Below are 25042 nucleotides of genomic sequence, written 5' to 3'. Positions count from 1 at the left end.
TTTGAAAAGTCCTTTCGACACTTATTAGAAAGGCAGGCCTCCGCCCATAGGAAATTTGCCGCCCAAACCTCTCATCAATTTAGCCATTCCGCCTTTTGAACCCATCTTCTTCATCATTTTCTGCATTTGACTAAATTGTTTCAGCAGACGATTCACATCCTGGATTTGGGTTCCGCTACCAGCCGCAATTCTTTTTTTGCGCGAGCCTTTAATAATTTCAGGCTTCTGGCGCTCTTTTTTTGTCATCGAATTAATGATGGCTTCTAGTTTGGCCAATTCTTTATCATTCACCTGCTGTTTTGCGGCAGCAGGAATATTCCCCATCCCCGGCATTTTGTCTAATAGTGAACCGATGCCGCCCATTTTGCCCATTTGACGTAATTGTTCCTGAAAATCTTCCAGGTCAAAGCCTTTGCCTTTTTTCAGTTTGTTAGCCAGTTTCTCGGCTGAACCAACATCCATTTTACGTTGTGCTTCTTCAACCAGTGACAGCACATCGCCCATCCCCAGAATCCGAGAGACCACACGATCGGGATGAAAGGGTTCAAGGGCAGCTGTTTTTTCACCTACCCCCATAAACTTAATGGGTTTACCAGTAATATGTCTTATTGATAAAGCGGCCCCGCCCCGCGCGTCACCATCGGTTTTAGTCAGAATGATACCGGTAAGCGGTAAAGCTTCATTGAATGCTTTGGCCGTATTCGCCGCATCCTGGCCCGTCATACTATCAACAGTGAATAAGGTTTCTATCGGATTGATCGCAGCATGAATCTGCTTGATCTCATCCATCATGTCATCGTCTATATGTAAACGACCGGCGGTATCGATAATCACCACATCCACATAATCACGTTTAGCCTGTTCAACCGCATTACGCGCGATATCAACAGGATTTTGTGAAGACTGGCTGGGGAAAAAACGTGCATCAACTTCTTTTGCTAAGGTTTCTAACTGATCAATCGCAGCAGGTCGGTAAACATCGGCACTCGCGACCATAACGGATTTACGTTCCCGCTCTTTTAGCCATCTTGCCAATTTCGCTACGCTGGTTGTTTTACCTGCCCCTTGTAGACCTGCCATTAAAATGACCGCTGGAGGTTGGGTGCTCAGATTTAGTGAGTTTGAGTCATCCCCCATCACCGCAACAAGTTCGTCATTGACGATTTTGACCAACACCTGACCGGGGGTTAGACTGCGCAAAACGTCCTGTCCCATCGCGCGTTCTTTAACATTATCGATAAATTCACGCACTACTGGTAAAGCGACGTCGGCTTCAAGTAACGCCATTCGCACTTCTCGAAGTGTCTCTTTGACGTTATCTTCGGTAATACGGCCCTGGCCACGGATTTTTTTGAGAGTACTGCCGAGTCTATCGCTTAAGCTATCAAACATAGATCACCTTGTTAGCTAATGATGTCCTAATTTCAGAATTTAGGATTAGTAATTAATTCATCATTATAACTGATATATTGTTTCGGTCATTGCTACATCGTTATATTATTGATGTATTAAGGTAAAAAAACAGGTTCAAGGATCACACACCATTATGGCAATTGCGAATGCTTTAGCATTTCTACTTTATCTCTGCAGTAGCGTTATTCTTATTCGGCGTTTTGTACAAAAAGATCCAACCAGCGTAAATGCCAGCATCCCGGTTGGGATTTTAATTATCATGGCACTGTTGTTTCACGCGACAGATATCTTTTTCACGATGAAAAATGCCGGAGGCTGGGAGCTGGGTTTGTTCACCACGTTTTCGCTCACTACATGGTTGATGGCTTTAATCGCATTATTAATTGGTATGCGTTTACCTAATGCTCATCCGGGCATTATCGTCTACCCGCTGGTCGCTATGAGTTTGATGCTCAAAGTAGAACTTCCATCACCCGAGCCTCCCTCCTTAGCGGAACCCGCATTAGAATGGCATGTTTTATTATCTCTGGCTGCTTATAGCTTTTTTATGCTTGCCGCGATACAAGCGATTATTCTAGCGATACAAGAAAAGCAGCTACATCAACGTCACATCAATGGCTTATTACGTAAACTCCCCCCTTTACAGACGATGGAACGCGCTTTATTCCAGCTCCTGACCAGCGGTTTTATACTGCTTACCTTAGGTTTGATTACTGGACTGATGTTTGTTGATGATTTATTTGCCCAGCATCTGGTGCATAAGACTGTGTTATCCATTATCGCCTGGTGTGTATTCGCTAGCTTGTTGTGGGGGCGCGTACGTTATGGCTGGCGTGGACAAACTGCTGTCAAGTGGACCTTAGCAGGATCGGTCTTTTTATTACTGGCTTATATGGGCAGTAAATTCGTTCTTGAATATTTGATGAGCTAATCGCTTATGTTAGAAGAAACCTCTTTATTGGTTCTGTTTCTTATCCTGTTTTTTTTATTGTTTCTGTCTGCCTTTTTCTCAAGCTCTGAAACAGCCTTGATGTCACTGAACCGTTATCGTCTTAGACATCTGGAACAAGAAGGCCATCGCGGTGCGATCATCGCCAGTCAGTTATTGAGTCGCCCTGATCGACTGATTGGTTTGATTCTGCTAGGCAATAACTTTGTCAATATTCTGGCATCAGCAATTGCCACTGTTATTGGTATCAAACTGCTGGGTGAAAACGGTATCGTTGCAGCGACTTTCGCTTTAACTTTAATCGTTTTGCTTTTTGCCGAAGTAACCCCAAAAACACTGGCGGCACTGCATCCGGAAAAAGTGGCCTTTCCAGCCAGCTTTATCCTCAAGCCATTGCTATTCATACTCTATCCGCTGGTATGGTTTACCAATAGCATCACCAATAACATGGTGAGATTATTTGGTGTATCACCAGAGCAAGCAGCAACATCGGCCATCAATACTGAAGAACTGAAAGTAGCCCTGATGGAAGCTGGCAGTATGATCCCAACGCGTCACAAGGATATGTTGATGAGTATCCTTGATTTAGAAAAAGTGACTGTCAATGACGTCATGGTGCCAAGGAATGAAATTGAAGGGTTGGATATTAATGCGCCCTTTCCGGAAATTGTTCAGCAATTATCCCATTGTGGTCATACCAGGCTGCCAGTCTATGAAGAGAGTATGGATAATATTGTTGGGATACTGCATCTGCGTAAAGCCCTTCATCTTATCTCACAGAATAATCTGACGCTGGAAAGTCTTCGCAGCATTATCAAAGGCGCTTATTTTGTCCCTGAAGGCACACCATTAAATACGCAACTTATCAATTTCCAAAGAAATCGCCGTCGAACAGGTTTAGTCGTTGATGAGTATGGTGATCTGCTCGGCCTGATCACTCTGGAAGATATTTTTAGAGAAATCGTAGGTGAATTTACAGCCGATACTATCGACGAAGATAAAGATATTCACCCTCAAAATGATGGTAGTTACTTAATTAATGGTACGGCTAATATTCGTGAAATTAACCGAAATAATAGCTGGAATTTGCCTACTGATGGACCAAAGACCATTAATGGCCTTGTACTTGAATATCTGGAAAGCATTCCGGATCCCGGAGTCAGTGTCCGTATGGGTGACTATGTTATTGAAGTCATTCAGACGTCAGACAACGCCATCAAAACTGTCCGTATCAGACATTTACAGCCTGAGTTGGAACGGGAGGAATAATCTTGTCGCTCAGATATCTAAAATTATTAGGTCTGAGCGAGAGCGAAAGTCGCTCCTTAAAATCCATGCTTCGTATAGCTTCTCCACTACTCACCAGTCAGTGGAGCATTACAGATAGTAATGAGGCTGATTTAGTCATTTATAGCTTTGATTCAAGTGCAGGCCGTAAAGCCTGGCAAAAACGCTCGGCGAATCTGACAGGGTTATTAACCCATCATGCAGATTCTCATGAGCCTGTCGATATCATCTTCCAAAAGCCACTGCATAAAACGCAGTTTGCTGAAACGCTTAATCTGGCTGAGCAAAAGTTATCAAGTCATCAGTCTGCTAAGAAATCAAACAGCCAGCTAATTCCTCAAGCCAAAACAAGTTGGTTAAATACATTTCATCATCTTGTCGGCTTTGCAAAAAAGCCTGCGGATAATCTGCCGGCCTTGAATCTGCAGACGGTTTCCCATGATGAAAATGCCATTTCCACTATAAAAGATCCGGCCTTGTTACTGGTTTGGTTAAATCAGCTGCCTAACGATACATATCAGCGTGTTCCCTCATTGCTCGCAAATCTTAAAGCGCTTACTCAGCAAAAAATCAAGCCGGGTCTGTTATTGCAATTACTGGAAATGTATCGTTCTCAGGTAAATGAGTTGTTGTTCACCCGTGATATTGCCGCAGTAAAACGGGACCTGTACATGAACACGGAAAGCCTGCGTACAATAAGTTTAATCAATGAGCTTATTGGCTTATTGTCAGTTGCCTACCAGCAAATTGTCCGTTTCTTTTATCAGCGTGGGAAAACGCCACTTTCACAGCCGCTCATGTTGCTGGCACTAAACCGAACAGCAGAAATGCTCGGCTTACAACTCTTACATAGCTTCCAGTATTACCGCGTTGCTCCCGCTGGTATCTGGCAATTTCTGCATGAACTTTTTCTCTATCAGGAGAAAGCGCAGACGTTGCATCAGGAAGTCACTGTTAAACCTTATTATCAGAGTCGCAGTTTTTTTGAGATTTATGGACAGATTGTTTTGACTGCACTCACCGATCCCTACAGCCAAATGCGGTTTGACGTATTGCGCTTATTCAGGCTGATGTCGCAGTTTACTGACAAAATCGTCATTGTCAGGCTCTCAGAAGAACAAAGTAAAGTGAACAGTCGCTTCTTACTTCTCGGACATTTTTGTATCAATGCTCAGCAGGATCACTGCCCGCAACCGATGCATAACATACCAAAAGAAATCAGATCAGCAGAAACAAGTCGCTTATTTGATGCTCAAGCGGTGTTAAAATCTATCGAAACCACATTACGTGAAGCTAAAAGCCACCGTACTCATACAGTTATGTCGGCCGAATTAAGACTGGTCAGGCATATTCTTCCGCAACTTAATACAAGTTATGAAAGACGGTTTGAGCGCATAAAACAAGAAACAGACGAACATATCCAAATCACACTAGGCTTAGAATCTGTACACCAGAGCTTACAAGGTAATCTGGTCAACGCATTAGACTGGCAATTGGTGAACCTCAGTAACGGCGGTATGATGGCTAAACGTGCGCATACAGATTGTTATCATCTGAATATTGGTGACTTTGTTGGCTTATTTGATACCCATAAGAAGGTCACACTTGCTGTCATCAAATGGTTACAAATTGATATCCATAATGATGTACAAATCGGGCTTGAACGCATTATCGGTAAACCAGAGCCCGTGATGTGTCAGCCTGCTGATGAACAAGAAGAACATCCAGCTTTACTGTTACAGACTGATAATGTGACTCAAGCGAATACAAAGATAATATTGACAGAAAAAGGGATCTTTTCACCTAACCGTAAAATTCAGATAAGCGGACAGTCCACAGCCTACTCAATCCTTGCCAATGGACTTATCGACAGTAGCCTGGACTATGAAATTTTCAACTACAACCTTAATCTCGGTTCATAAATGCGGCTCGATCGCATATCATGAATGCAATTTCTTAGGATAAGAGCTCAAAACGGAATACCAATATGCGTACTGTTATAAAAATTATCATTTTCCTCATCGTTCTGGTTGTAGCCGCTTTAATCGCACTGCCATTCTTTATCAATCCTAACGACTACAAAGATGAAATTTCCCGTGAAGTAGAAAAAGCCACTGGCCGTAACCTGACTCTGCAAGGTGATATTGGCCTGTCAGTATTTCCCTGGATTGCCTTAGATCTCGGTCCTTTAACACTCAGCAATGCTGAAGGTTTTAAAGCCGACGCTTTTGCTAAGGTTCAAGCCGCCGAAATTCGCATTAAACTTATCCCTCTGCTCAAAAAACAGTTAGAAATGGACACCATAGTTCTCGATGGATTGGTACTAAACTTAGAGACCGATAAAAGTGGTAAAACCAACTGGGATGATTTAATTAACAAAACGGAAGAACAAAATTCAACACCGGCAGCAGAGTCGACAAGTCAGCCTGAAGATACATCTGAACCAGCTTTACAAACCATCACTGTTGCAGGTGTCAAACTGACCAATGCCAATATTCTCTGGTCCGATGCATCAAAAGGAGAAAGTTACCAGTTACGTAATCTTAACCTGACAACAGATCCTCTTGAACCGGGTGTACCAACTGCGGTTGATATGGACTTTGATCTAATTAGCACCAAACCAGAAGCCAAAGCACACGTTACGCTGAAAACCAATGCCGCTGTGGATATGGAAAAACAACAATATGCACTTCAAGGACTATCATTCTCAGCCATTGCTGAGGGTAAAGAACTTGCTTTCAATCAAGCAGATTTATCGTTGAAGGGAGACATCAAAGCAGATATGGCTAAACAATGGCTGGAAGTGAGTGATTTAGTTCTTTCTGCCAAAGCGTCGAATAATCAACAAACGATTGATGCCAAATTAACAGGACAACTTACCTCCAACCTGGCCACGCAACAGTCTAATATTGATAACCTCGACCTTACTGCCACTATCGAAGATCCCAGTTTGCCGGATAAAAAAGCGGAACTTCACCTGACTAGCGGCATCAAAGCCGATCTCAAACAGCAAACCCTCACCGTTTCCGCTCTTGTGCTAAAACTGCAGGATTTATTGCTTGAAGGCGACATTCAGGCGAAAGATATTCTGAAAGAAAAGCCGACATTTGCGGGCAGCATTCATATCCAGCCTTTCAGTTTAAGAAAGTTGGCATCAGATATGAAAATTGAACTGCCAGAAATGAGTGATGAATCGACTCTGGAGAAAGTCGAACTTCGTTCAGAACTCAGTGGTTCGACCAATCAAATCAATTTAAATCAACTTGCTTTAACACTGGATCAAAGCAATCTGACTGGACAATTTGCTGTCAGCAATTTTGCCAAGCCAGCATTCAACTTCAAATTGAAACTGGATCAGATTGATGCTGATCGCTATATGCCTCCAGTTAAAGAAAACAAAGACACTACTGAAGCACCAGCTTCAACAGAACAAAATAACAAAGCTAAACCCGAGGAAGCATTACCTGTTGAAGCTTTACGTCAAATCAACGCTAAAGGCACCATTGATATAGGAAAAATGAAAGCCACAGGACTGACCAGTGAAAATATCCATATCACCATTGATGCCGCCGATGGCCTGGTCAAGCTGACTCCGTTGAGTGCAAATTTATATCAGGGACAATACAACGGTAATATCATTCTTGATGCACGCAGTGACGCATTAAAACTGTCACTGAATGAACAAGTAAAAAATGTTCAGGCTGGTCCCTTACTTAAAGACATGACTGGTGATGCCAAAATCAGTGGTACCGCTAATGCTAACGCCAAGCTGACAGGTAGCGGCGCCACTGTCTCACAAATCAAACAAACATTAACAGGCAATGGTGGCTTTGCTTTTACTGACGGTGCTTTGCAAGGTATCAATATCGCGGAAATCATTCGTAAAGCAAAAGCGGCTTTAAGAGGCGAAAAATTGCCCGAATCAGATGCGCCAGTCCAAACTGACTTTTCCAGCATGTCAGGCACATTTACAGCAAACAATGGGGTAATTAACAATCAAGATCTCGCTGTTAAGTCCCCCTTGCTCCGCATTGACGGTGCCGGTAAGGCAAATTTGGCTAATGAAGCACTTGATTACGGCTTAAAAGTTGGGATTGTCGGTACCAGCAAAGGTCAAGGGGGAAAAGAGCTTGAAGACCTGAAAGGTGTGACTATACCTATCAAAATTACGGGCACATTTTCAGAACCGAAACCCACAGTTGATCTTGCTAATCTTGTGAAAGATAAAGCTAAAGAAGAGCTGAAATCAAAAGCAGAAGAAAAACTCAAAGAAAAACTGGGTGATGATTTAGGTGGTCTTCTTGGTGGTAAGTTGGGTGGTTCAAAAACCGAATCTGAAGCCAACTCAACAGATGCTGAGAAAGCGACTGACGCTGAGTCGCAAGAAGAAAAATCCTCTGATAAAAAATTAGAAGATGCCGTCAAAGATAAATTAAAGAACTTCTTTTAAGCGATAAGCATTCTTTTTTATATGCCCGCCTTGATAACATGTCAGGCGGGCTTTTACGTTGAAAATCATGACAAAATCGTTCAACTTCGCTGACGCATTACTCGACTGGTTTGATCATCACGGTCGTAAAAATCTGCCGTGGCAGCAAAATCCAACGCCCTATCATGTCTGGCTATCGGAGATCATGCTGCAACAAACGCAGGTTGCTACTGTCATCGATTACTACAACCGGTTTATTCATCGGTTTCCTGACGTTCAATCATTAGCAAAAGCAAAACAAGATGATGTGTTAGCGTATTGGTCTGGTTTAGGCTATTACGCCCGTGCTCGCAATTTGCACAAAACCGCACAAATAGTCAGCGAAGAATATACTGGACGTTTCCCAAAAACATTAGAGGAGCTCATCAATTTACCCGGTATTGGACGCTCTACAGCCGGCGCTATACTGACACTGGGCTATCATCAGAAATATCCCATCTTAGACGGTAATGTGAAACGCGTACTGACACGTTTTTTTGCTATCAGTGGCTGGCCTGGAAATAAAAAAGTCGAAGATAATTTATGGCAAAAAGCAGAGTCGTTACTCCCCGACAAACGTATTGCTAATTATATTCAGGCACAAATGGATTTAGGGGCGACCCTTTGCACACGCAGTAAACCAGACTGCCCACATTGCCCGCTGCAGAGCCATTGTTTAGCCTATAACACGGCTAGCCCAACCGATTATCCTGAGAAAAAACCAAAAAAAACTATTCCTACCAGAACATGTTACTGGCTTGTCTGTCAGAATGGTGATGAACTATTTCTGGAACAAAGACCCTCAGCGGGTATCTGGGGGGGCTTGTGGAGCTTTCCAGAAAGACAGGAAAAAGAGGATCTGATTGCTTATTGTGAACGGACTTTCCATTTTTCTGTCGATAATATCGAACAGTTATCCGAGCTGACTCACGTTTTCAGTCACTTCAAATTAACGATTCGACCGTTATTGATAACGTCACGACCAAAGGGTGTGACCGACAAGAGTGTCGGCAACTGGTATAAAATAGACGACATTATGCAACTGGGTCTTCCGGCACCAGTGCGTTCTTTTTTACACACTTTACAATAGAGGCAAATATGGCACGCACAATACACTGTGTAAAACTCAACAAAGAAGCCGAAGGTTTAGACTTCCCGCCTTACCCAGGTGATATGGGAAAAACCCTTTATGAATCTGTTTCAAAAGAAGCATGGCAAATGTGGTTAAGTCAGCAAACCATGCTGATTAACGAATATAGACTGTCACTTGCCGATCCAAAGTCACAGGCATTTTTGAAAACTGAAATGGAAAAATTCTTCTTTGGCGAAGGCTCTGCTCCTCCAGCGGATTTTGTTCCAAAAGGTTAAAATCCAGATAAAACAGCGCAGTTTCATCAAAAAATAAGGGATAGTTAAATTTAACTATCCTTTTTTTATGTAATATGGAAATGTTTAATTTTTAAGATAAATATATAAAAAACAAAATAATAAAAGAAGAAATACTCATGAGTGTGAAATTAAGCCGGGATATATAACAAAAAAAATATTGCTTTTTATTATAAAGAGAGTGTCCTTTTTCTATTTTATATGGTTACAATGCGGATAAGCTTCTCAGAAGTGTAGATCGGTCAACAAGGAGTTGTGCCGATGTAGTTATTAAATTGAGGTTGATATGGCAGAGCAAGTTACAGGTAAAGTTAAATGGTTCAATGATGCAAAAGGATTCGGTTTTATTGAGCAGGTTGATGGTCCAGATGTATTTGTCCATCACTCGGCGATTAAGTCAGAAGGCTTTAGAACATTGAAAGAAGGTCAATCAGTTACCATGGAGGTAACTCAGGGTCAAAAAGGTCCACAAGCAGAAAACGTGATTCCTGGTTAATTTTAACCATACTACGCAACATCAAAGGCCGTTCAGACACAACTGTTCGGCCTTTTTCATTTTCTATACTACTATCTATGCGATAAAAACAGACGAACAAGCTGATAGCAGAATACATCTTACTTCCCAGAGGATATTGTTATGAATACAAAAGCACCTGCCATTACTCTTGGTTTAGCATTAACACTTGGCACTGCAAATGTCATGGCAGATTGGGGCGGTTTACTGAAAGACATTCAAGAAAATAGTAAAACCTTATTAAACTCATCGCTTTCCGAAACCACTTCTGACAAAACCTCAACAAATCTGGATATTGCCACCATCGTTTCCGGCTTAAAAGAAGCGTTGGTGGTTGGCAGCCAGCGGGCTGTTGCCAGTGTTAGTCAAACGGATGGGTATTTAAAAAACACCGCCATTCATATTCCCCTCCCGCCTCAAATAGAGAAAGCTGGCTCATTAATGCGCCAGTATGGAATGGGTAATTTGGCAGATGAGTTTGAAACGAGCCTTAACAGAGCCGCTGAGAAAGCAGCGCCACAAGCAACAGATATTCTCGTCAATACCATCAAAAAAATGAGTATCGATGATGCGAAAAACATATTGAATGGCGCTGATGATGCCGCAACAGAATACTTCAGGAAACACACCAGCGATCAACTAAGAACCTTATTTAAACCAACCATTGATGAAAGTCTGGATAAAGTAGGATCTACCCAGTATTACAATCAACTAACAGACAAAATCGCTGACATTCCTGTGGTGGGAAAAAATATCAACATCAATCTACCCGATTATGTAACAGAGCAGGCGCTTGATGGGCTATTCACCATGTTAGCCTCAGAAGAGAAAAAGATCCGGGAGAACCCCGCCGCTCGTACAACAGAGTTGCTCAAAACTGTATTTCAATAATGAATCTTTCTCAATAGCTACTATTGAACGATTGAATGTAATAACATAACGCCTACATAGAAAATAAAGGAAAAATTCATGGCTCAATCGCACAAGCTGAACCTCGCCAGTCAAGGCACTTCATTAAAAGCTTTGTTTAGTGGATACTTGATGGTGGTCGCTGTTGGCTATCTGATGGCTCTGGTTCAGATTCAACTCACTCATGGCTTGGCTGATGGTAAATATGGTCTTTCTGTTGATGATATTGTCTACAGTTACTACGGCAACAGAAATAATTCTTTATTAGAAAATAAATTAAGTGGCTCAATGAAGCCCATGGCAAGTGATGAAGATCGTGCAGCTATCGTGACTTGGGTGCATCAGGGAGCAACAGAAGCGGCGTATGAAGCAACAGGAATAAAACAAATATTTGAAGCCAACTGTATTCCCTGTCACAACGCTGATTCAGGTATGCCAATCCCTGATTACACCGATTTCAAGAATATTAAAGAACGTGCTGTTGTAGACACCGGAGCTTCATTTCAATCTCTAGCCCGTGTTTCGCATATCCACCTATTTGGTATCGCATTTATCTTTATGTTTGTTGGTTTAATATTCAGTTTGGCTTCAGGCGTACCTAAACCACTAAAAGTCACGGTTATTGTCACACCTTATGCATTCCTGCTCGTCGACATCAGTTCTTGGTGGCTGACAAAACTTAACCCTAACTTTGCTTGGATGGTCATCATAGCAGGTGGTGCCATGGCTATGTCATTTGCCTTTATGTGGTGTGTATCAATGTATGAAATGTGGATCATGCCACGCCGTCACAGTGATGACCGTGATGCCTTATTAGATGAATAATTAAAGCATCTATCTCGAATAAAAAAGCCATTTACCCACTTAGGGAAATGGCTTTTTTGTTTTAGCCCTATCACAATAAATTCTCGTCAAACGGGAAACTCTTCCATTTCGTCATATAACGTATGGATTTATTTTCTGAAATATCGTAAAAAAATACATAAATCTGACTTTATATAGGCGACACTGATTGTGGATACTTTATGGTTACTTTGTTCTGCTTGCCTTGTATTTACCATGCAAGCGGGTTTTCTTTGTTTGGAAAGTGGCCTTGTCCGCAGCAAAAATAGCATTAACGTTGCAGCAAAAAACATTACTGACTTTACAATTTCCAGCGCTATTTTCTGGCTAATTGGTTTTGGCATAATGTTTGGTGACAGTGTTTCCGGTTTTTTTGGAATCAGTCATTTTATGTTTGGCGAAACGCCAACAGCCAGTGCGACCACTTTTTTTATTTTCCAGATGATGTTCTGTGGCACTGCAGCCACGCTCGTGTCAGGTGCTGTTGCTGAGCGAACCAGTTATATTGGTTATGTCATTATTACAATCACTATTACCCTGCTTATCTATCCTGTTATTGGGCATTGGGCGTGGGCAGGCATTTATAACGGTACCGCAACAGGCTGGCTGGAACAGTTAGGATTTGTTGACTTTGCAGGCTCAACGGTTGTGCATTCAGTCGGCGGCTGGGTTGCCTTAGCTGCCATATTGATTATTGGGCCACGTATCGGCCGCTATGATGTTAATGATCGCCGTATTCCCGGCAGTAACCTGCCTATGGCTGTGTTAGGTGCAATGCTTATATGGTTTGGCTGGTTTGGATTCAATGGTGGTAGCACGCTTGCATGGTCGGACAATGTGCCCAGCATCTTGCTTAACACTCTGGTTGCAGCAGTCTGGGGCGGTATTTCGACAACGCTTTTGAAATACTTCTCTGATGGCTATGTTGATGTATTAATGATTATTAACGGTGTACTAGGCGGTTTAGTGTCTATTACAGCAAACTGTCATGCGGTGAGCAGTGATCAGGCCTTTTTAATCGGCATTATCGGTGGGGTTATTGTTTTCTATGGTGACAAACTGCTTGAATGGAAAAAGATTGATGATGCTATCAGTGTGATTCCGGTTCATTTATTCGCTGGCATATGGGGCACCATCGCTCTGGCGTTGTTAGGTGATCCAACAAAAATTGGTACAGGACTCAGTCGACTGGATCAGTTAGAAGTACAATTGTTAGGCATTGCTACGATTGGTGTATACAGTTTTATTCTCGCCTATGTGGTGTTCAAAATAATCAATCGCTTCTATCCACTTCGTGTCGATGCCAATGCCGAATTGATCGGGCTTAATGTGGCAGAGCATCGTGTCAGTACAGAAGTCTTTGACCTTCTTGCTGCCATGCATCATCAACAACAAAAGTCTGATTTTTCATCTACTGTTCCTGTTGAGCCGTTCACTGAAGTGGGCCAAATTGCCCAACAGTACAATCGCGTTATTGATAAGGTTAATCAGGAAATAAAACAACGCGATCAGGCTTTCTCTGCTTATAAGGAAAGTGAGTTCCGCAAAGGCGCTATTTTACAAGCGGCCATGGATTGTATCGTCACCATCAATGAACGCGGCGAAATTATCGAATTCAATCCTGCTGCGGAACAGTGTTTTGGTATGTCAAAACGCTCCGTACTTGGACAAAACTTTTTTGTTTTATTTATCACCGAACAATCGCGTTCAGCTGCAATGAGTAACCTGTCACACGGCTTTGTCAGTGGTGATGGTCTGGTACTCAAGCGCCATAATATTGCTGAACTCACGCGCAGTGATGGTGAGGAATTCCCTGCTGAAGTGGTGATCACTCAAACCACTGATACAACACATCCTCGTGTCGAATATACCTTACATATTCGTGATATTACTCAGCAAATAAAACTGCAAAATCGTTTAAAACAACTGGCGTATAACGATCCTCTCACCGGTCTCTACAACCGTACCTATTTCATGAGTCATTTAAAACAGCTCATCCAATATCATCAGCAAACGCCTGGTTCCGTCGTTTTAATGTTCTTGGATTTAGACCAATTTAAAAAGATCAATGACAATCTGGGTCATAAAGCCGGTGATGAACTGCTATGTGAGGTCGCTAATCGTCTTGGCAAAGTCACGCGTGAACTGGATATGGTCGGACGCTGGGGTGGTGATGAGTTTGTCATCGTATTATCTGGCGATATCACGCTCGAGAACGCTGAAAGCAAGGCAATGGATATCCTCGGCGTGATGCGTGCACCAGTGACGCTTGCTCAACAAAACCTGGTTGTGCCGACCAGTATCGGCATTGCTATATCAGAAAATGGACAGATACAGGCTGAGCAGTTGTTACAACACGCAGATATTGCAATGTATAAAGCAAAACAGGCAGGTCGAAACACCTATCGTGTTTTCCTGGAAGAAATGAGTGAGAAATCCTTACAACATTTTCAACTGGAACACGCACTGCCTGATGCCATCAAAGGTGATCAATTATTTCTTGAATATCAGCCTAAGGTGTCCTGTGAAACCAGTGAAGTCGTGGGTTTTGAAGCGTTATTACGCTGGAAACATCCAGAGCACGGCTTAATCATGCCTGGCGACTTTATTCCCGTTATCGATGAATCCAATATGATCATCGACGTCGGTGAATGGGTGATTGAAAATGTCATCAAACAGTTATCAGCCTGGCGTGATGCCGGTGCAACGTTATTACCCATCGCCATTAATATTTCTGGTCATCATCTGCACTCCAACACATTAACGGCCTATGTTGAAAAATTGATGGCGCAGTATGGTATCCGTGGCGAATTACTGGAGTTTGAAATTACTGAAGGGGTGTTAACCGGTAATACCGAAGAGAGCATCGCTGCATTAACAGCATTGAAAAAAACCCGCATCCGTTTATCCATAGATGACTTTGGTACCGGCTATTCATCATTGAGCTACTTGAAGAAATTCCCAGTGGATGTGCTGAAAATTGATCAGGCCTTTATCAGAGAGTGCAGTGTTAATATTGAAGATGCCGCTATTTGTAAAGCAATTATTACATTAGCCAAAAGTCTTGGACTGGAAGTCATCGCAGAAGGTGTTGAAAATCAGGAACAATTACAGTTCCTGAAACAACACCACTGCGATGTGTATCAGGGTTATTACTTTAGTCGGCCGATAGCAGCTAAACATGCTATGACTTTATTAGAGCAAAACCTTTCTGTCAGCTGATTCGGGACTAGCTGTTGGCCTTTTCTTCCAACAGCTCCCAACGCTCAAAGGCTTCTGCCATTTTAGCTTCTAATTCAGACAGCGCTTGCTGTACCTGACTGACTTTTTTGGGGTCCTGCTGATAAAAATCCGGTTCAGACATCTTTTCGGTTAGAGCTTCCTGTTCCATTTCCAGCTTTTCAATAATGGCTGGCAAGGCTTCCAGGTCTAACTTCTCCTGATAGGTCAGGGTGGATTTTTTTGCAGGCTTATTAGTCGGTTTTTCTGCAGTCGTTTTAGCTGCCGGCTTGGGGTTGCTTTTTTGAGTATCCGCACGCTGCCTTAACCAGTCATCATAACCACCGACATACTCACGGAGCTGACCATCCGTATCAAACACAATACTGCTGGTCACCACATTATTAATAAATGAACGATCATGACTCACTAACAGTAAGGTACCAGAGTAATTCAGTAATAAATCTTCCAGTAGTTCCAATGTTTCAGCGTCCAGGTCATTGGTCGGTTCGTCCATCACCAATAAGTTAGCTGGTTGCGTAAACAGTTTCGCCAACAAGAGCCGGTTTCTTTCACCACCGGATAATGCTTTCACCGGTGTGCGTGCTCTGTCAGGTGTAAACAGAAAATCCTGCAGATAACCAATGATATGTTTACGACTACCATTAATTTCGACGTGATCACTGCCCTGCCCGACATTCTCAACCACCGATTCTTCTTCATTAAGCTGGCTGCGTAATTGATCAAAAAAGGCAATGTCCAGATTAGTACCTAATTTCACTGAGCCATGCTCAGGTTCGATCCGTTTCAATAAAATGGATAACAGTGTACTTTTACCGCAGCCATTCGGACCGATAATGCCAATACGATCACCACGCTGAATAACAATAGAAAAATCTTCAAACAGCATTTTACCGTCGTAACTCTGGCTAATATGCTCGGCTTCTAATACCAGCTTGCCGCTTCTGTCTGATTCTTGTAACTGAATGTTGGCTGTTCCCTGACGTTCACGTCGTTGACTACGCTCTTTACGTAAGGCTTCCAATGCTCTGACACGGCCCTCATTACGCGTACGACGCGCTTTGATGCCCTGACGTATCCACACTTCTTCCTGAGCCAGTTTTTTATCAAATTGTGCATTTTGCTCCGCCTCAGCCGCCAGCAATTCTTCGCGTTTTTTCAGGTAGTTTTCATAGTCACCGGGAAAGCTGACCAGATTGCCACGGTCCAATTGCACAATGCGTGTAGCCAGAGCCTGCAAAAATGTTCGATCATGGGTGATAAACAGAACAGTGCCACCATAACTTTTCAAAAAGCCCTCAAGCCAGGTGATCGACTCAATATCCAGATGGTTGGTCGGCTCATCAAGCAAGAGAATATCTGGCTGTTTGACCAATGCCTGCGCTAGTAAAACACGACGTTTCTTCCCGCCGGATAAGCTATCAAACTCGGTATCTGCATCCAGCGATAATTTGGAAATGACAGTTTCGACACGCTGCTCTAAAGACCAGCCATCAGCCGCTTCAATTTTATGCTGCGCTTTTTCGAGTTTATCTAACAGGGCCTGTGAGCTGTCTGTTTGTAGTTGATGAATAATATCGTGATATTCCACCAGCAGAGGCGCTAACTGACCTAAACCCGCTGCCACTACATCAAAGACTTTGCCATGCGTACCACTCGGGACTTCCTGCTCCAGTCGTGAAATGACCAAATCTTGAATACCGACCATTTCACCAGAGTCAGCAGTAACTTCGCCGGCAATTAATTTCATCAGTGTCGATTTGCCAGCACCGTTGCGTCCGACTAAACAGACACGTTCACCACGATCTAATTGGAAATCGACTTTATTTAATAAATTCGGGCCGCCGAAACTGACGGTAATTTGTTTTAATGACAGTAATGCCACGGTTATTCCTCAGCAGCTTGAGCTGCTTCTAATTGTTCGCTGGCATCAAACCACTGCATTTCGGTCTGTTCCAGCTGTGTTTTAAGATCCGCCTGCTGCTGTAATAAGTCTTTTAACTTATCTTTATTGGCATCGGTATAAAGTGCTGTATCGGCCAGCTGCATTTCCAATGAGGACAGAGCTTCATTAAGCTTATCCATCTGCTGTTCCGCTTTTTTCACACTGTTTCGTAATGGCTGTAGCTTTTGCCGCTGTTGAGCGGCATTTTGTCTGTCCTGCTTTTTATTGTTCACAGCAGACGATGATTCTGTGGTTTTTTCAGGTTTATCTTTATTCAACAACCACTGACGATAATCATCCAAATCACCATCAAACACTGTCGCTTGTCCATTAGACACCAGCCATAAATCATCAGTCACCGTACGTAGTAAATGTCTGTCATGCGAGACAACGACCAGTGCGCCTTCAAAATCCTGCAAAGCTACCGTTAAGGCTAAACGCATTTCCAGATCAAGGTGATTGGTCGGTTCATCCAGTAACAACACAGCAGGTTTCTGATAGACCAGAATAGCGAGCACCAATCTGGCTTTTTCACCACCAGAAAAAGGGGCTACTGGCTCTAATGCTTTGTCACCATGAAAACCAAAACCACCGAGAAAGTTTCGGCATTCCTGTTCTGAAGCCAGCTTATTCAATCGTTGAATATGTTTTAACGGACTGTCATCTGGTCGAAGTTGTTCCAGTTGATGCTGGGCAAAATAGCCAATGCGAATATCTTTGCCTTCTTTACGTTTACCACTCAGGGGCTCCAGTACACCGGCAATCAGTTTAATCAGTGTCGACTTACCCGCCCCATTCGGCCCCAACAGACCGATTCGGTCTCCCGGTGCCAGACGCATTTTAATATTACTGATCAGTGGCTTGTTTTCATCATAGCCTACTGAGGCTTTATCTAAATCTAATAAGGGCGTGGCGAGGCGACTTGGTGGAAAAAACTCAAAATGAAACGGTGAGTCCACATGTGCCGGGGCGATTAATTCCATACGTTCCAAAGCTTTAATACGACTTTGAGCTTGTCGGGCTTTGGTTGCCTTTGCTTTAAAACGTGTCACAAAACTGCGCATATGCGCAATTTCACGTTGTTGTTTTTGGTGAGCCGCTTGTTGATTGGCCAGATGCTCGGCACGTGCCAGCTCGAAATCAGAATAGCTACCCGTATAAAGTTTCACTCGCTGTTGTTCGATATTTGCGATGTGGGTGACCACGCGATCGAGAAAATCGCGATCATGCGAAATCACAATTAATGTGCCGGGATAAGCACGTAACCATTCCTCCAGCCAATATACCGCTTCCAAATCAAGGTGATTGGTGGGCTCATCCAGTAATAAAAGATCAGAGCGACACATTAATGCCTGCGCCAGATTGAGTCGCATCCGCCAGCCACCGGAAAACGCATTCACTGGCCAACTTTCCTGCTCAGCGCTAAAGCCCAGGCCATGCAACAATTTTCCTGCCCGACTATTGGCCGTGTAGGCATCAATTGCCGCCAACTTATCGTGCAATACACCGACTAAGTGACCATCATGATTCGCTTCTGCGTCAGCCAGCTGTTGGTTCAACTCAGTTAATTCGGCATCACCTTCTAGCACATAGTCCAGTGCAGACGTGTTTACAGCCGGTGTTTCCTGAGCCACATGAGCAATGGTCCAGATATCAGGAATCGATACCTCACCGGTATCCGCGTGAAGTTGTTGACGTAACATCGCAAATAAACTGGATTTACCGGTACCGTTTGCACCAGTTAAACCCACACGTTGTCCGGGATGAACAATAAGATTGGCCGATTCAAACAGTAGTTGAGTGCCACGACGGAGAGAGACTTGATTGAACTTTATCATGGCGCGAATTGTATCAAGGCCGGGGCCGGTCTAGCAGAATTTCTTATGACACCGTGTCTGGTAATTGCCAGTTAATCGGTGATTCCCCATGCTGGACAAGATAATCATTCGCCTGACTAAAATGACGACAGCCTAAAAAGCCGCGATGCGCTGATAAAGGCGATGGATGAGGCGCTTTTAAAACCAGATGTTTCTGTTGATCAATTACGCTGCCTTTTTTCTGGGCATAACTGCCCCACAACATAAACACCACATTTTCACGTTGTACATTAATGGTTTCTATGACTTTATCAGTAAACTGTTCCCAGCCTTTTCCCTGATGCGCATTAGCATGTGAATCTTCTACAGTTAATACGGCGTTGAGTAACAATACGCCCTGCTTCGCCCACGACTCCAGATAACCGTGTTTAACAGGGGGCACACCCAGATCGGATTCCAGCTCTTTATAAATATTCACTAATGATGGCGGCACTTTGACACCCGGTTTGACGGAAAAGCATAAACCATGCGCCTGTCCAGGCTGATGATATGGGTCCTGGCCCAGGATAACGACTTTAACCTCATCAAGCAGCGTAGTTTCCAGAGCATGAAACCAATCCGCAGAATGAGGATAAATTTTCTTCTGCTGGTCTTTCTCCTGACGCAGAAAAGATTTCAAGTTTTGCATATAAGGTGCATTAAACTCTGCAGCCAGGACGGCCTGCCAACTTGGCGCGTGTTCCAAAACCATGTTTATTCCCTACCAGAAAATCAGGACTATGATACCGAATCCATTTATTGAATAGCCAAATCCGGGGCATAAAATCACCTGCTGGAAAAATTTCCTAAAATAAATCAGGAGAATATCCGATAGGGTGATGTTTACTCTGATGCTAGCCTACGATTATTTAGTCACATACATGGTGTTCACAAGTGAAAACACGTATCCGGTTTATTCTCTGCCTTCTTTTTATTAGCCTGTTAAGCGCCTGTGGTGACAATGAGGAAGAATATGATCTCACCGCATCTGACAGCAAGGTGCCATCCCCCATAGAAAAAGACGATATTCCTCAATGGCTGGAACCCTATGATAGTCTTGCGCCTGAAGACTGGTTGATTCTTCGTAGTGCAGCAGCATTAAGAGGTGAAGTGACCGATCGTGAACATCGGATTGAGATTTTACAGCATGCCTCACATCACTTCCGTGAGAGCCCACGGATGATTGCTAACCGAGCAGTTCAGCTAGAAGACATGTTATTAGAAATTGGGATTGAAGAAAGCGCTGTCAGTCTGATTGATATGTTTACTCATTTACCGACCGAAGGCACGCCGCATAATTTCTCAGCCTATTGTCAGTACTACTTTAATATCCGCGCCAAGGGATATCATCAGGGCTATGCCTTGACCCAACTATCCAAACTAAAATAAATGCAGCAGCTCTCCCCATCACTGGGATGGGAGAGAGGATTGGTCGGGGAGAGCCGTGCATATTCTTTAATTAACCGGGGAATGGCGTATTAAAACTCAACATCTTAAGTTTTAAAGCCTGTCTTTGCTGCTGATCCAGAACCGCATAAAGCTCATGGGAAAATTCGGCTTTTTTGAGTGCATAACGCTTATGAAGCATCAGGGACTTATCAATTAACTTTTCCAGCTTTTCCTTATCAAAATCATCCGAGAGTGTCATTTCCTCGATATCGCGTCTGACTTTACGCGCTTCATCCCGATCTTCCTCCATCAAGTCACGTTCTTTTTCTAATAAGATCAGTATTTTGGCATTCTGCGCCGTCGTTAAATTGAGGTCATGTAAGAAAAAGCCTACATCGTCAGGTTTAGGTAACATATGCATAGCCGGTGGTGGCATTTTATTATCACTATGTGGTGGTGAAACATCCCTATCCATCATCGGATTGGCGATAGCCACTATTGGTAATAACATTATCAAAAACATTAGCTTATTCATTAGCTACCTCCATATACAAACCAGGTCTTCATTCTTTAGGCCTATTTAGGCTCGAAACTTATGACGCAGTATCCGGCATCTGGATGTTAATGAGGGTTAGCCAAAGGTAAAAACGAGTAAAGATAGTCGTTTAACTCTGGAGCAGACAACAAGTAAGCACTATCATGGCAATATCAATAGAATAAGGAGCTTAATGTGGCTAATGTACTCATCATTGATGATGATGCTGAACTGGTTGAACTATTCCAGGAATATTTACAACAAGAGCAATTTCAGGTCAGTGCCAGCTTGACAGGCAAAGCAGGTTTAGAAATGGCATTAACTGGTGATTACGATTTAATCATTCTGGATATGATGTTACCGGACATTACCGGGACAGAAATACTGTTACAAATTCGTCAAAAAAGTTTAATACCGGTACTGATGTTTACAGCCAAGGGCGATGATATTGATCGAATTATTGGATTAGAATCTGGCGCTGATGACTATGTGCCAAAACCCTGTACTCCAAGAGAACTCGTTGCCCGAATTCGCGCCATTCTGCGTCGAATGGATGCTCTGATGGTCGATATGCAGACTCAGGATATTCAGATAGGTCCCTTGCAATTAAGCGCTCAAAAACGCCAGGTTTTATGGTTTGATAAACCGCTTGACCTTACCAGTACTGAATTTAATTTACTCGAAACTTTAGTCCGTAAAGCAGGCCATGTTGTCAGCAAAGACGAACTCTCTCAGCGCGCATTAGGTCGGCCTTTAGTCAGATTTGACCGCAGTATTGATGTACATATGAGTAGTATTCGTCAAAAACTGGGAAATCAGCAGGATGGACAATCGTATATCCAAACCATTCGTGGTAAGGGTTATCAGTTCATTCGAGACTAACTGATGAGAATGAGTAAATTATTCTGGAAATTCTTTATCGTATTCTGGCTAGCGCTTTTAGTTGCTGGTATCAGCGTTGGCACTGTCGTCTGGTTACATCATAAATCTATTCAAGATCAGGCAAATAAAACCGATCCTGAAATTGATGTCCATGCGCACGCTTTTGTGTCCGTTGCAGCAGATATCTTTAGTTATGGCGGCGAGGCTGCGCTGATCACATTTCTGGAAAAAGCCCAACAGGCCCCGTTTCCTAAAGTGTATGCCATCAATGATAATGGTAATGAAATCCTTGGTCGCTCAATCGATCCCAAAGTTGTTGCTTATGCGAAAGCCTTATTTCTGCAAGGAGAGTTTCCATTAGCGATCCGTTATGTCACCGATAATGAAGGCCATTCATTACTCCTTTTCTCACCGATGAAGAGAGGGATTTCCGAAACATTATTTATTGGTCCTCCTCATGAGCGGCGTGAATTTGGACCAGCGCCTATGCTAAATGAACCTTTTCCTTCACCACCATTTGAAGCCATGCATCTGCCTCCACCACCCAATGAGGCCGTCCCCTATCCTTTAATATTATTGATTGGCTCAGGGTTAATTGCCGCTATCTTTTTTAGTGCTTTATTAGCCTGGTACTTCACCAAACCCATTGGCTTATTGCGCCAGTCATTTGCAAAACTTGCCGACGGCCAATTGCAGACTCGTATTGGCAAAAAAATGGGACGGCGACGCGATGAATTGGTGGAATTGGGCAAAAATTTTGATGATATGGCCGGAAAAATTGGGCATCTGATGTCAGCACAACAACGCCTGCTGCATGACGTATCCCATGAACTTCGCTCCCCATTAGCTCGCATGCAAGCGGCAATAGGTATCGCCGAGCAACAACCAGAAAAAACCCATGAAATACTGAATCGTATTGAACGTGAATCACAACGGATGAGTGATCTGGTCGGCGAGCTACTCGTCTTATCTCGTTTAGAAACAGGGGTCACAGACAATGTACAAACCGAAATTTGCTTGAATGATCTTCTTGACGAAATCATCAGTGATGCTCGCTTTGAAGCAAGTAGTAAAGAAATCAAGATTCATTACTCAGCCATTGAAGATATCTTTATCACAGTGCGAAGTGAATTAATTCATCGTGCTATTGAAAACATTCTGCGAAATGCCATCAAGTTCTCCCCGTTGAATTCCGAAGTTAAACTGACAGTATCGACAGATAGTGAAAAACACCGCCTTTCTATAGTGATTGAAGATAATGGCCCAGGCGTTGCTGAAGCGGATTTAGAATCCATATTTAAACCATTCTTCCGTGGCCACCTAACTGAGCGAAACGATAGCATTGGGTTAGGATTAGCTATTGCGTATCGTGCCATTGATACACATGGCGGTGAAATAAAAGCGTCTAACAGAGAAAATGGCGGACTTCGTGTCGAAGTCAATCTACCCTATAAAAAATAATCACTCCGACACAAGATCGGAGTGATTACCATAGGTTAATAAATTAAGCGGAAACAGATAATGTTGGTTCACGCTCAAAAGAGCTCATGTCATTCAGCTTGGCATATTATTCCTTCACCTCACTTTGTGTCACTGGGATAATGACTTAGAAAGGCTTCATCTTAGTGCCCAGATATAAATAAAAGATTAATAGCAGTCATTCCCATAGAATAAAAATGTACAGAAAGAATAAAAACCCCCTGACAAACACAATTGAATCTTTGTCAGGGGAATAGGATGAAAATTGTCACTATGCAATAATCTTGATGTGTGGCTGATTATTGTCTATAGAATTAAATGCTTGCCGATAACCTTCAGTTCTATTGTTCGACGACGAATTCGTATTTTTGTCCTTATCAGCTGAGTCATCTTTCATCGCCGTTCGCACTAAGACACCACTGTCATCTATACTCAAATTCAGAGGTCGTTGCTGTTTTCCGATCTGGTTTTCACTTCCCTGCAAACGTATAGCTAGTTCAGCAGCTAGCTCGTATTGACTCGTTGATGTTTGTTTTTGGCTGTCTATAGATTCTGGAGTAGAACTATCCAATGAAAATCGTTCTTGATTACTTAACTCAATAACAGAAATATCCTGGAGCGCTTTTTCTACGGTGTCTTTATCGAGAAAATTTTGTTCGTCTTCATTTAGCTTTGCATAAATAGCATTGGCTTTTTCTGTGAGATTCGACCGTCTTGAGTACTGAGACTGCAGATTATTGGATATAGCATTTATTGTCATAACTCCACCCTTATCCAAATTAATAATGGCGATAGTCTCCCAGCTATGCCACCAATTTAGTGAACACTATATTTCGTTTAACCTATTGATAATAGATAGAAAAAAGTAAACCTATGTAAAAACTTGTAAAGAGCATAACTTTAGCCGGCAAAGTCAGTCACATAACGCAAAATTTCTTGATGAAGGCATTAATCACTCAAACAAACCTTCCTGATTTTTCTAGTAACAATATGAATTTATTAAAATAAAACCACATAGAAAAATTAATCCAACAAACTACTTGATAATTTAAATAATAATCATTATCATTTGTAATCGATGGAGTTGATAGGAATTTGTATTCACAAAGACTGACCTGCTCCCTCTCTCTTAAATCTGAAAACCGAGTTTGTTGCCAGTCTTTCGGCTGGCAACTTTTTTTCCCCGATTTCACACTCTCCTTCTTCAAAAAATTCAGTTAGGCTGATTTTTCAACATGTTTTGCCTACAATAGTCAGCTTCGTAGGTACAACTTCAAAAATAAAATGCCCAACAAACTTGTAAAATCGGATGCTGAGTGGCGGCAAGAACTCAGTGAAGAGCAGTTTTATGTGACTCGTCAATCTGGAACCGAGCCCGCTTTCTCGGGTGACTATGTTGATCATGATGATGAAGGTGTATACCGATGTATCTGTTGTAAGCAGCCTTTATTTTCATCCGACAATAAATTTGATTCAGGTTGTGGCTGGCCGAGTTTTTCAGCGCAAATATCCCACGGAGTAGTGAATCATCTGGCTGATCACAGTCATGGCATGGATCGTACAGAAGTACGCTGTCAGTCCTGTGACGCACATTTAGGTCATATCTTCGATGATGGACCAGCTCCGACAGGGCTGCGTTATTGTATTAATTCGGTTGCTCTCGATTTTGACGACAACAACTAACTGGACGGTTTATATTATCGAAGCAGATAACGGTCACCTTTATACCGGTATCACTACAGATATGTCCCGCCGCTTTCAGCAACATCAGCAAGGCAAAGGCGGCGCCAGATTCTTTCATACCAGCCAGGCAAAAAAAATTGTCTATCAGGAAACTCATCCTGACCGAAGTACTGCCTCTAAACGTGAAGCCGCCATAAAAAAACTCAGCCGTCAGGCAAAATTAGCACTTATCGCTACACGCTAACAATCTGTATAATGGCGCTT

Annotated in this window: 21 protein-coding genes; 15 read left to right on the top strand and 6 right to left on the bottom strand. The window is 42.8% G+C overall.

From position 1 onward, the window contains the following. Positions 1–24: 24 nt before the first annotated feature. Positions 25–1392 (bottom strand): signal recognition particle protein, encoded by a 1368-nt coding sequence (gene ffh, locus AC13DA_RS04730; protein WP_273182603.1) that lies wholly within the window; start codon positions 1390–1392, stop codon positions 25–27. 154 nt (positions 1393–1546) lie between these two features. On the opposite strand from ffh, the gene AC13DA_RS04725 reads away from it, so the two are divergent. From AC13DA_RS04725 to amt, 10 genes are all read left to right on the top strand, one after another. Next, positions 1547–2344, top strand: coding sequence for a cytochrome C assembly family protein (locus tag AC13DA_RS04725; protein ID WP_273182606.1), 798 nt, complete (start codon positions 1547–1549; stop codon positions 2342–2344). A 6-nt stretch (positions 2345–2350) separates the two neighbouring features. After that, entirely contained in the window at positions 2351–3631 is a 1281-nt protein-coding gene (locus AC13DA_RS04720; RefSeq protein ID WP_273182609.1) for an HlyC/CorC family transporter, read from the top strand. A 2-nt stretch (positions 3632–3633) separates the two neighbouring features. Further along, complete coding sequence (locus tag AC13DA_RS04715) at positions 3634–5571, top strand: hypothetical protein (RefSeq protein WP_284452334.1); 1938 nt, start codon at positions 3634–3636, stop codon at positions 5569–5571. Between the two features lie 65 nt (positions 5572–5636). Beyond that, positions 5637–8099, top strand: coding sequence for an AsmA family protein (locus AC13DA_RS04710; RefSeq protein WP_284452335.1), 2463 nt, complete (start codon positions 5637–5639; stop codon positions 8097–8099). Positions 8100–8166: 67 nt separating this feature from the next. Next, positions 8167–9207: an A/G-specific adenine glycosylase gene (gene mutY / locus AC13DA_RS04705; RefSeq protein WP_284452336.1), complete on the top strand. Its 1041-nt coding sequence runs from the start codon at positions 8167–8169 to the stop codon at positions 9205–9207. An 8-nt stretch (positions 9208–9215) separates the two neighbouring features. Then, positions 9216–9485 (top strand): oxidative damage protection protein, encoded by a 270-nt coding sequence (locus AC13DA_RS04700; RefSeq protein WP_007145967.1) that lies wholly within the window; start codon positions 9216–9218, stop codon positions 9483–9485. Positions 9486–9789: 304 nt separating this feature from the next. Next, entirely contained in the window at positions 9790–9999 is a 210-nt protein-coding gene (locus AC13DA_RS04695) for a cold-shock protein (protein ID WP_007145968.1), read from the top strand. A 141-nt stretch (positions 10000–10140) separates the two neighbouring features. Then, on the top strand, positions 10141–10908 hold the full coding sequence (locus AC13DA_RS04690) for a DUF4197 domain-containing protein (protein WP_284452337.1): 768 nt from the start codon (positions 10141–10143) through the stop codon (positions 10906–10908). 78 nt (positions 10909–10986) lie between these two features. Continuing rightward, a complete protein-coding gene (locus AC13DA_RS04685) occupies positions 10987–11751 on the top strand; it encodes an elongation factor-1 alpha (RefSeq protein WP_284452338.1) in 765 nt (254 codons plus the stop codon). A 189-nt stretch (positions 11752–11940) separates the two neighbouring features. Next, positions 11941–14991: an ammonium transporter gene (gene amt / locus AC13DA_RS04680; protein ID WP_284452339.1), complete on the top strand. Its 3051-nt coding sequence runs from the start codon at positions 11941–11943 to the stop codon at positions 14989–14991. 7 nt (positions 14992–14998) lie between these two features. On the opposite strand, the gene uup is transcribed toward amt, so the two are convergent. Genes uup through ung form a run of 3 tightly spaced genes read right to left on the bottom strand, consistent with a single transcriptional unit; the run spans position 14999 to position 19522 of the window. After that, entirely contained in the window at positions 14999–16894 is a 1896-nt protein-coding gene (uup, locus tag AC13DA_RS04675; protein ID WP_284452340.1) for an ATP-binding cassette ATPase Uup, read from the bottom strand. 2 nt (positions 16895–16896) lie between these two features. Then, positions 16897–18792, bottom strand: coding sequence for an ATP-binding cassette domain-containing protein (locus AC13DA_RS04670; protein ID WP_284452341.1), 1896 nt, complete (start codon positions 18790–18792; stop codon positions 16897–16899). Between the two features lie 43 nt (positions 18793–18835). Then, entirely contained in the window at positions 18836–19522 is a 687-nt protein-coding gene (gene ung / locus AC13DA_RS04665; protein WP_284452342.1) for a uracil-DNA glycosylase, read from the bottom strand. Between the two features lie 182 nt (positions 19523–19704). On the opposite strand from ung, the gene AC13DA_RS04660 reads away from it, so the two are divergent. Beyond that, positions 19705–20199, top strand: a complete 495-nt coding sequence (locus AC13DA_RS04660) for a hypothetical protein (RefSeq protein WP_284452343.1) — start codon at positions 19705–19707, stop codon at positions 20197–20199. Between the two features lie 70 nt (positions 20200–20269). Here AC13DA_RS04660 and AC13DA_RS04655 read toward each other — a convergent pair whose 3' ends face one another. Continuing rightward, positions 20270–20734, bottom strand: a complete 465-nt coding sequence (locus AC13DA_RS04655) for a Spy/CpxP family protein refolding chaperone (protein ID WP_284452344.1) — start codon at positions 20732–20734, stop codon at positions 20270–20272. Positions 20735–20929: 195 nt separating this feature from the next. Between AC13DA_RS04655 and AC13DA_RS04650 the strand changes: the two genes are divergently transcribed. Then, on the top strand, positions 20930–21616 hold the full coding sequence (locus tag AC13DA_RS04650; RefSeq protein WP_007145977.1) for a response regulator transcription factor: 687 nt from the start codon (positions 20930–20932) through the stop codon (positions 21614–21616). 3 nt (positions 21617–21619) lie between these two features. Continuing rightward, positions 21620–23077: a sensor histidine kinase gene (locus AC13DA_RS04645; RefSeq protein WP_284452345.1), complete on the top strand. Its 1458-nt coding sequence runs from the start codon at positions 21620–21622 to the stop codon at positions 23075–23077. Between the two features lie 289 nt (positions 23078–23366). Here AC13DA_RS04645 and AC13DA_RS04640 read toward each other — a convergent pair whose 3' ends face one another. After that, on the bottom strand, positions 23367–23855 hold the full coding sequence (locus AC13DA_RS04640) for a hypothetical protein (RefSeq protein WP_284452346.1): 489 nt from the start codon (positions 23853–23855) through the stop codon (positions 23367–23369). A gap of 524 nt (positions 23856–24379) precedes the next feature. On the opposite strand from AC13DA_RS04640, the gene msrB reads away from it, so the two are divergent. Both msrB and AC13DA_RS04630 read left to right on the top strand, forming a co-directional pair. Further along, positions 24380–24778 carry a peptide-methionine (R)-S-oxide reductase MsrB gene (msrB, locus tag AC13DA_RS04635; RefSeq protein ID WP_284452347.1) on the top strand — a complete coding sequence of 133 codons (399 nt, stop codon included), beginning with the start codon at positions 24380–24382 and terminating at the stop codon, positions 24776–24778. Further along, positions 24762–25022 (top strand): GIY-YIG nuclease family protein, encoded by a 261-nt coding sequence (locus AC13DA_RS04630; protein WP_284452348.1) that lies wholly within the window; start codon positions 24762–24764, stop codon positions 25020–25022. Before msrB ends, AC13DA_RS04630 begins: the two co-directional genes overlap by 17 nt. Positions 25023–25042: the final 20 nt, after the last annotated feature.

Source organism: Methylophaga sp. F-2, from assembly GCF_056859315.1.
The sequence above is the reverse complement of the archived record's forward strand: the minus strand, read 5'-3'. Positions and strand labels throughout refer to the sequence as shown.

Excerpts from the sequence above, each read along its gene's own strand:
- ffh (WP_273182603.1), bottom strand. The coding sequence starts at position 1,392 with ATGTTTGATAGCTTAAGCGATAGACTCGGCAGTACTCTCAAAAAAATC.
- AC13DA_RS04725 (WP_273182606.1), top strand. The coding sequence starts at position 1,547 with ATGGCAATTGCGAATGCTTTAGCATTTCTACTTTATCTCTGCAGTAGC.
- AC13DA_RS04720 (WP_273182609.1), top strand. The coding sequence starts at position 2,351 with ATGTTAGAAGAAACCTCTTTATTGGTTCTGTTTCTTATCCTGTTTTTT.
- AC13DA_RS04710 (WP_284452335.1), top strand. The coding sequence starts at position 5,637 with ATGCGTACTGTTATAAAAATTATCATTTTCCTCATCGTTCTGGTTGTA.
- mutY (WP_284452336.1), top strand. The coding sequence starts at position 8,167 with ATGACAAAATCGTTCAACTTCGCTGACGCATTACTCGACTGGTTTGAT.
- AC13DA_RS04700 (WP_007145967.1), top strand. The coding sequence starts at position 9,216 with ATGGCACGCACAATACACTGTGTAAAACTCAACAAAGAAGCCGAAGGT.
- AC13DA_RS04695 (WP_007145968.1), top strand. The coding sequence starts at position 9,790 with ATGGCAGAGCAAGTTACAGGTAAAGTTAAATGGTTCAATGATGCAAAA.
- AC13DA_RS04690 (WP_284452337.1), top strand. The coding sequence starts at position 10,141 with ATGAATACAAAAGCACCTGCCATTACTCTTGGTTTAGCATTAACACTT.
- AC13DA_RS04685 (WP_284452338.1), top strand. The coding sequence starts at position 10,987 with ATGGCTCAATCGCACAAGCTGAACCTCGCCAGTCAAGGCACTTCATTA.
- AC13DA_RS04670 (WP_284452341.1), bottom strand. The coding sequence starts at position 18,792 with ATGATAAAGTTCAATCAAGTCTCTCTCCGTCGTGGCACTCAACTACTG.
- ung (WP_284452342.1), bottom strand. The coding sequence starts at position 19,522 with ATGGTTTTGGAACACGCGCCAAGTTGGCAGGCCGTCCTGGCTGCAGAG.
- AC13DA_RS04655 (WP_284452344.1), bottom strand. The coding sequence starts at position 20,734 with ATGAATAAGCTAATGTTTTTGATAATGTTATTACCAATAGTGGCTATC.
- AC13DA_RS04645 (WP_284452345.1), top strand. The coding sequence starts at position 21,620 with ATGAGAATGAGTAAATTATTCTGGAAATTCTTTATCGTATTCTGGCTA.
- AC13DA_RS04640 (WP_284452346.1), bottom strand. The coding sequence starts at position 23,855 with ATGACAATAAATGCTATATCCAATAATCTGCAGTCTCAGTACTCAAGA.
- msrB (WP_284452347.1), top strand. The coding sequence starts at position 24,380 with ATGCCCAACAAACTTGTAAAATCGGATGCTGAGTGGCGGCAAGAACTC.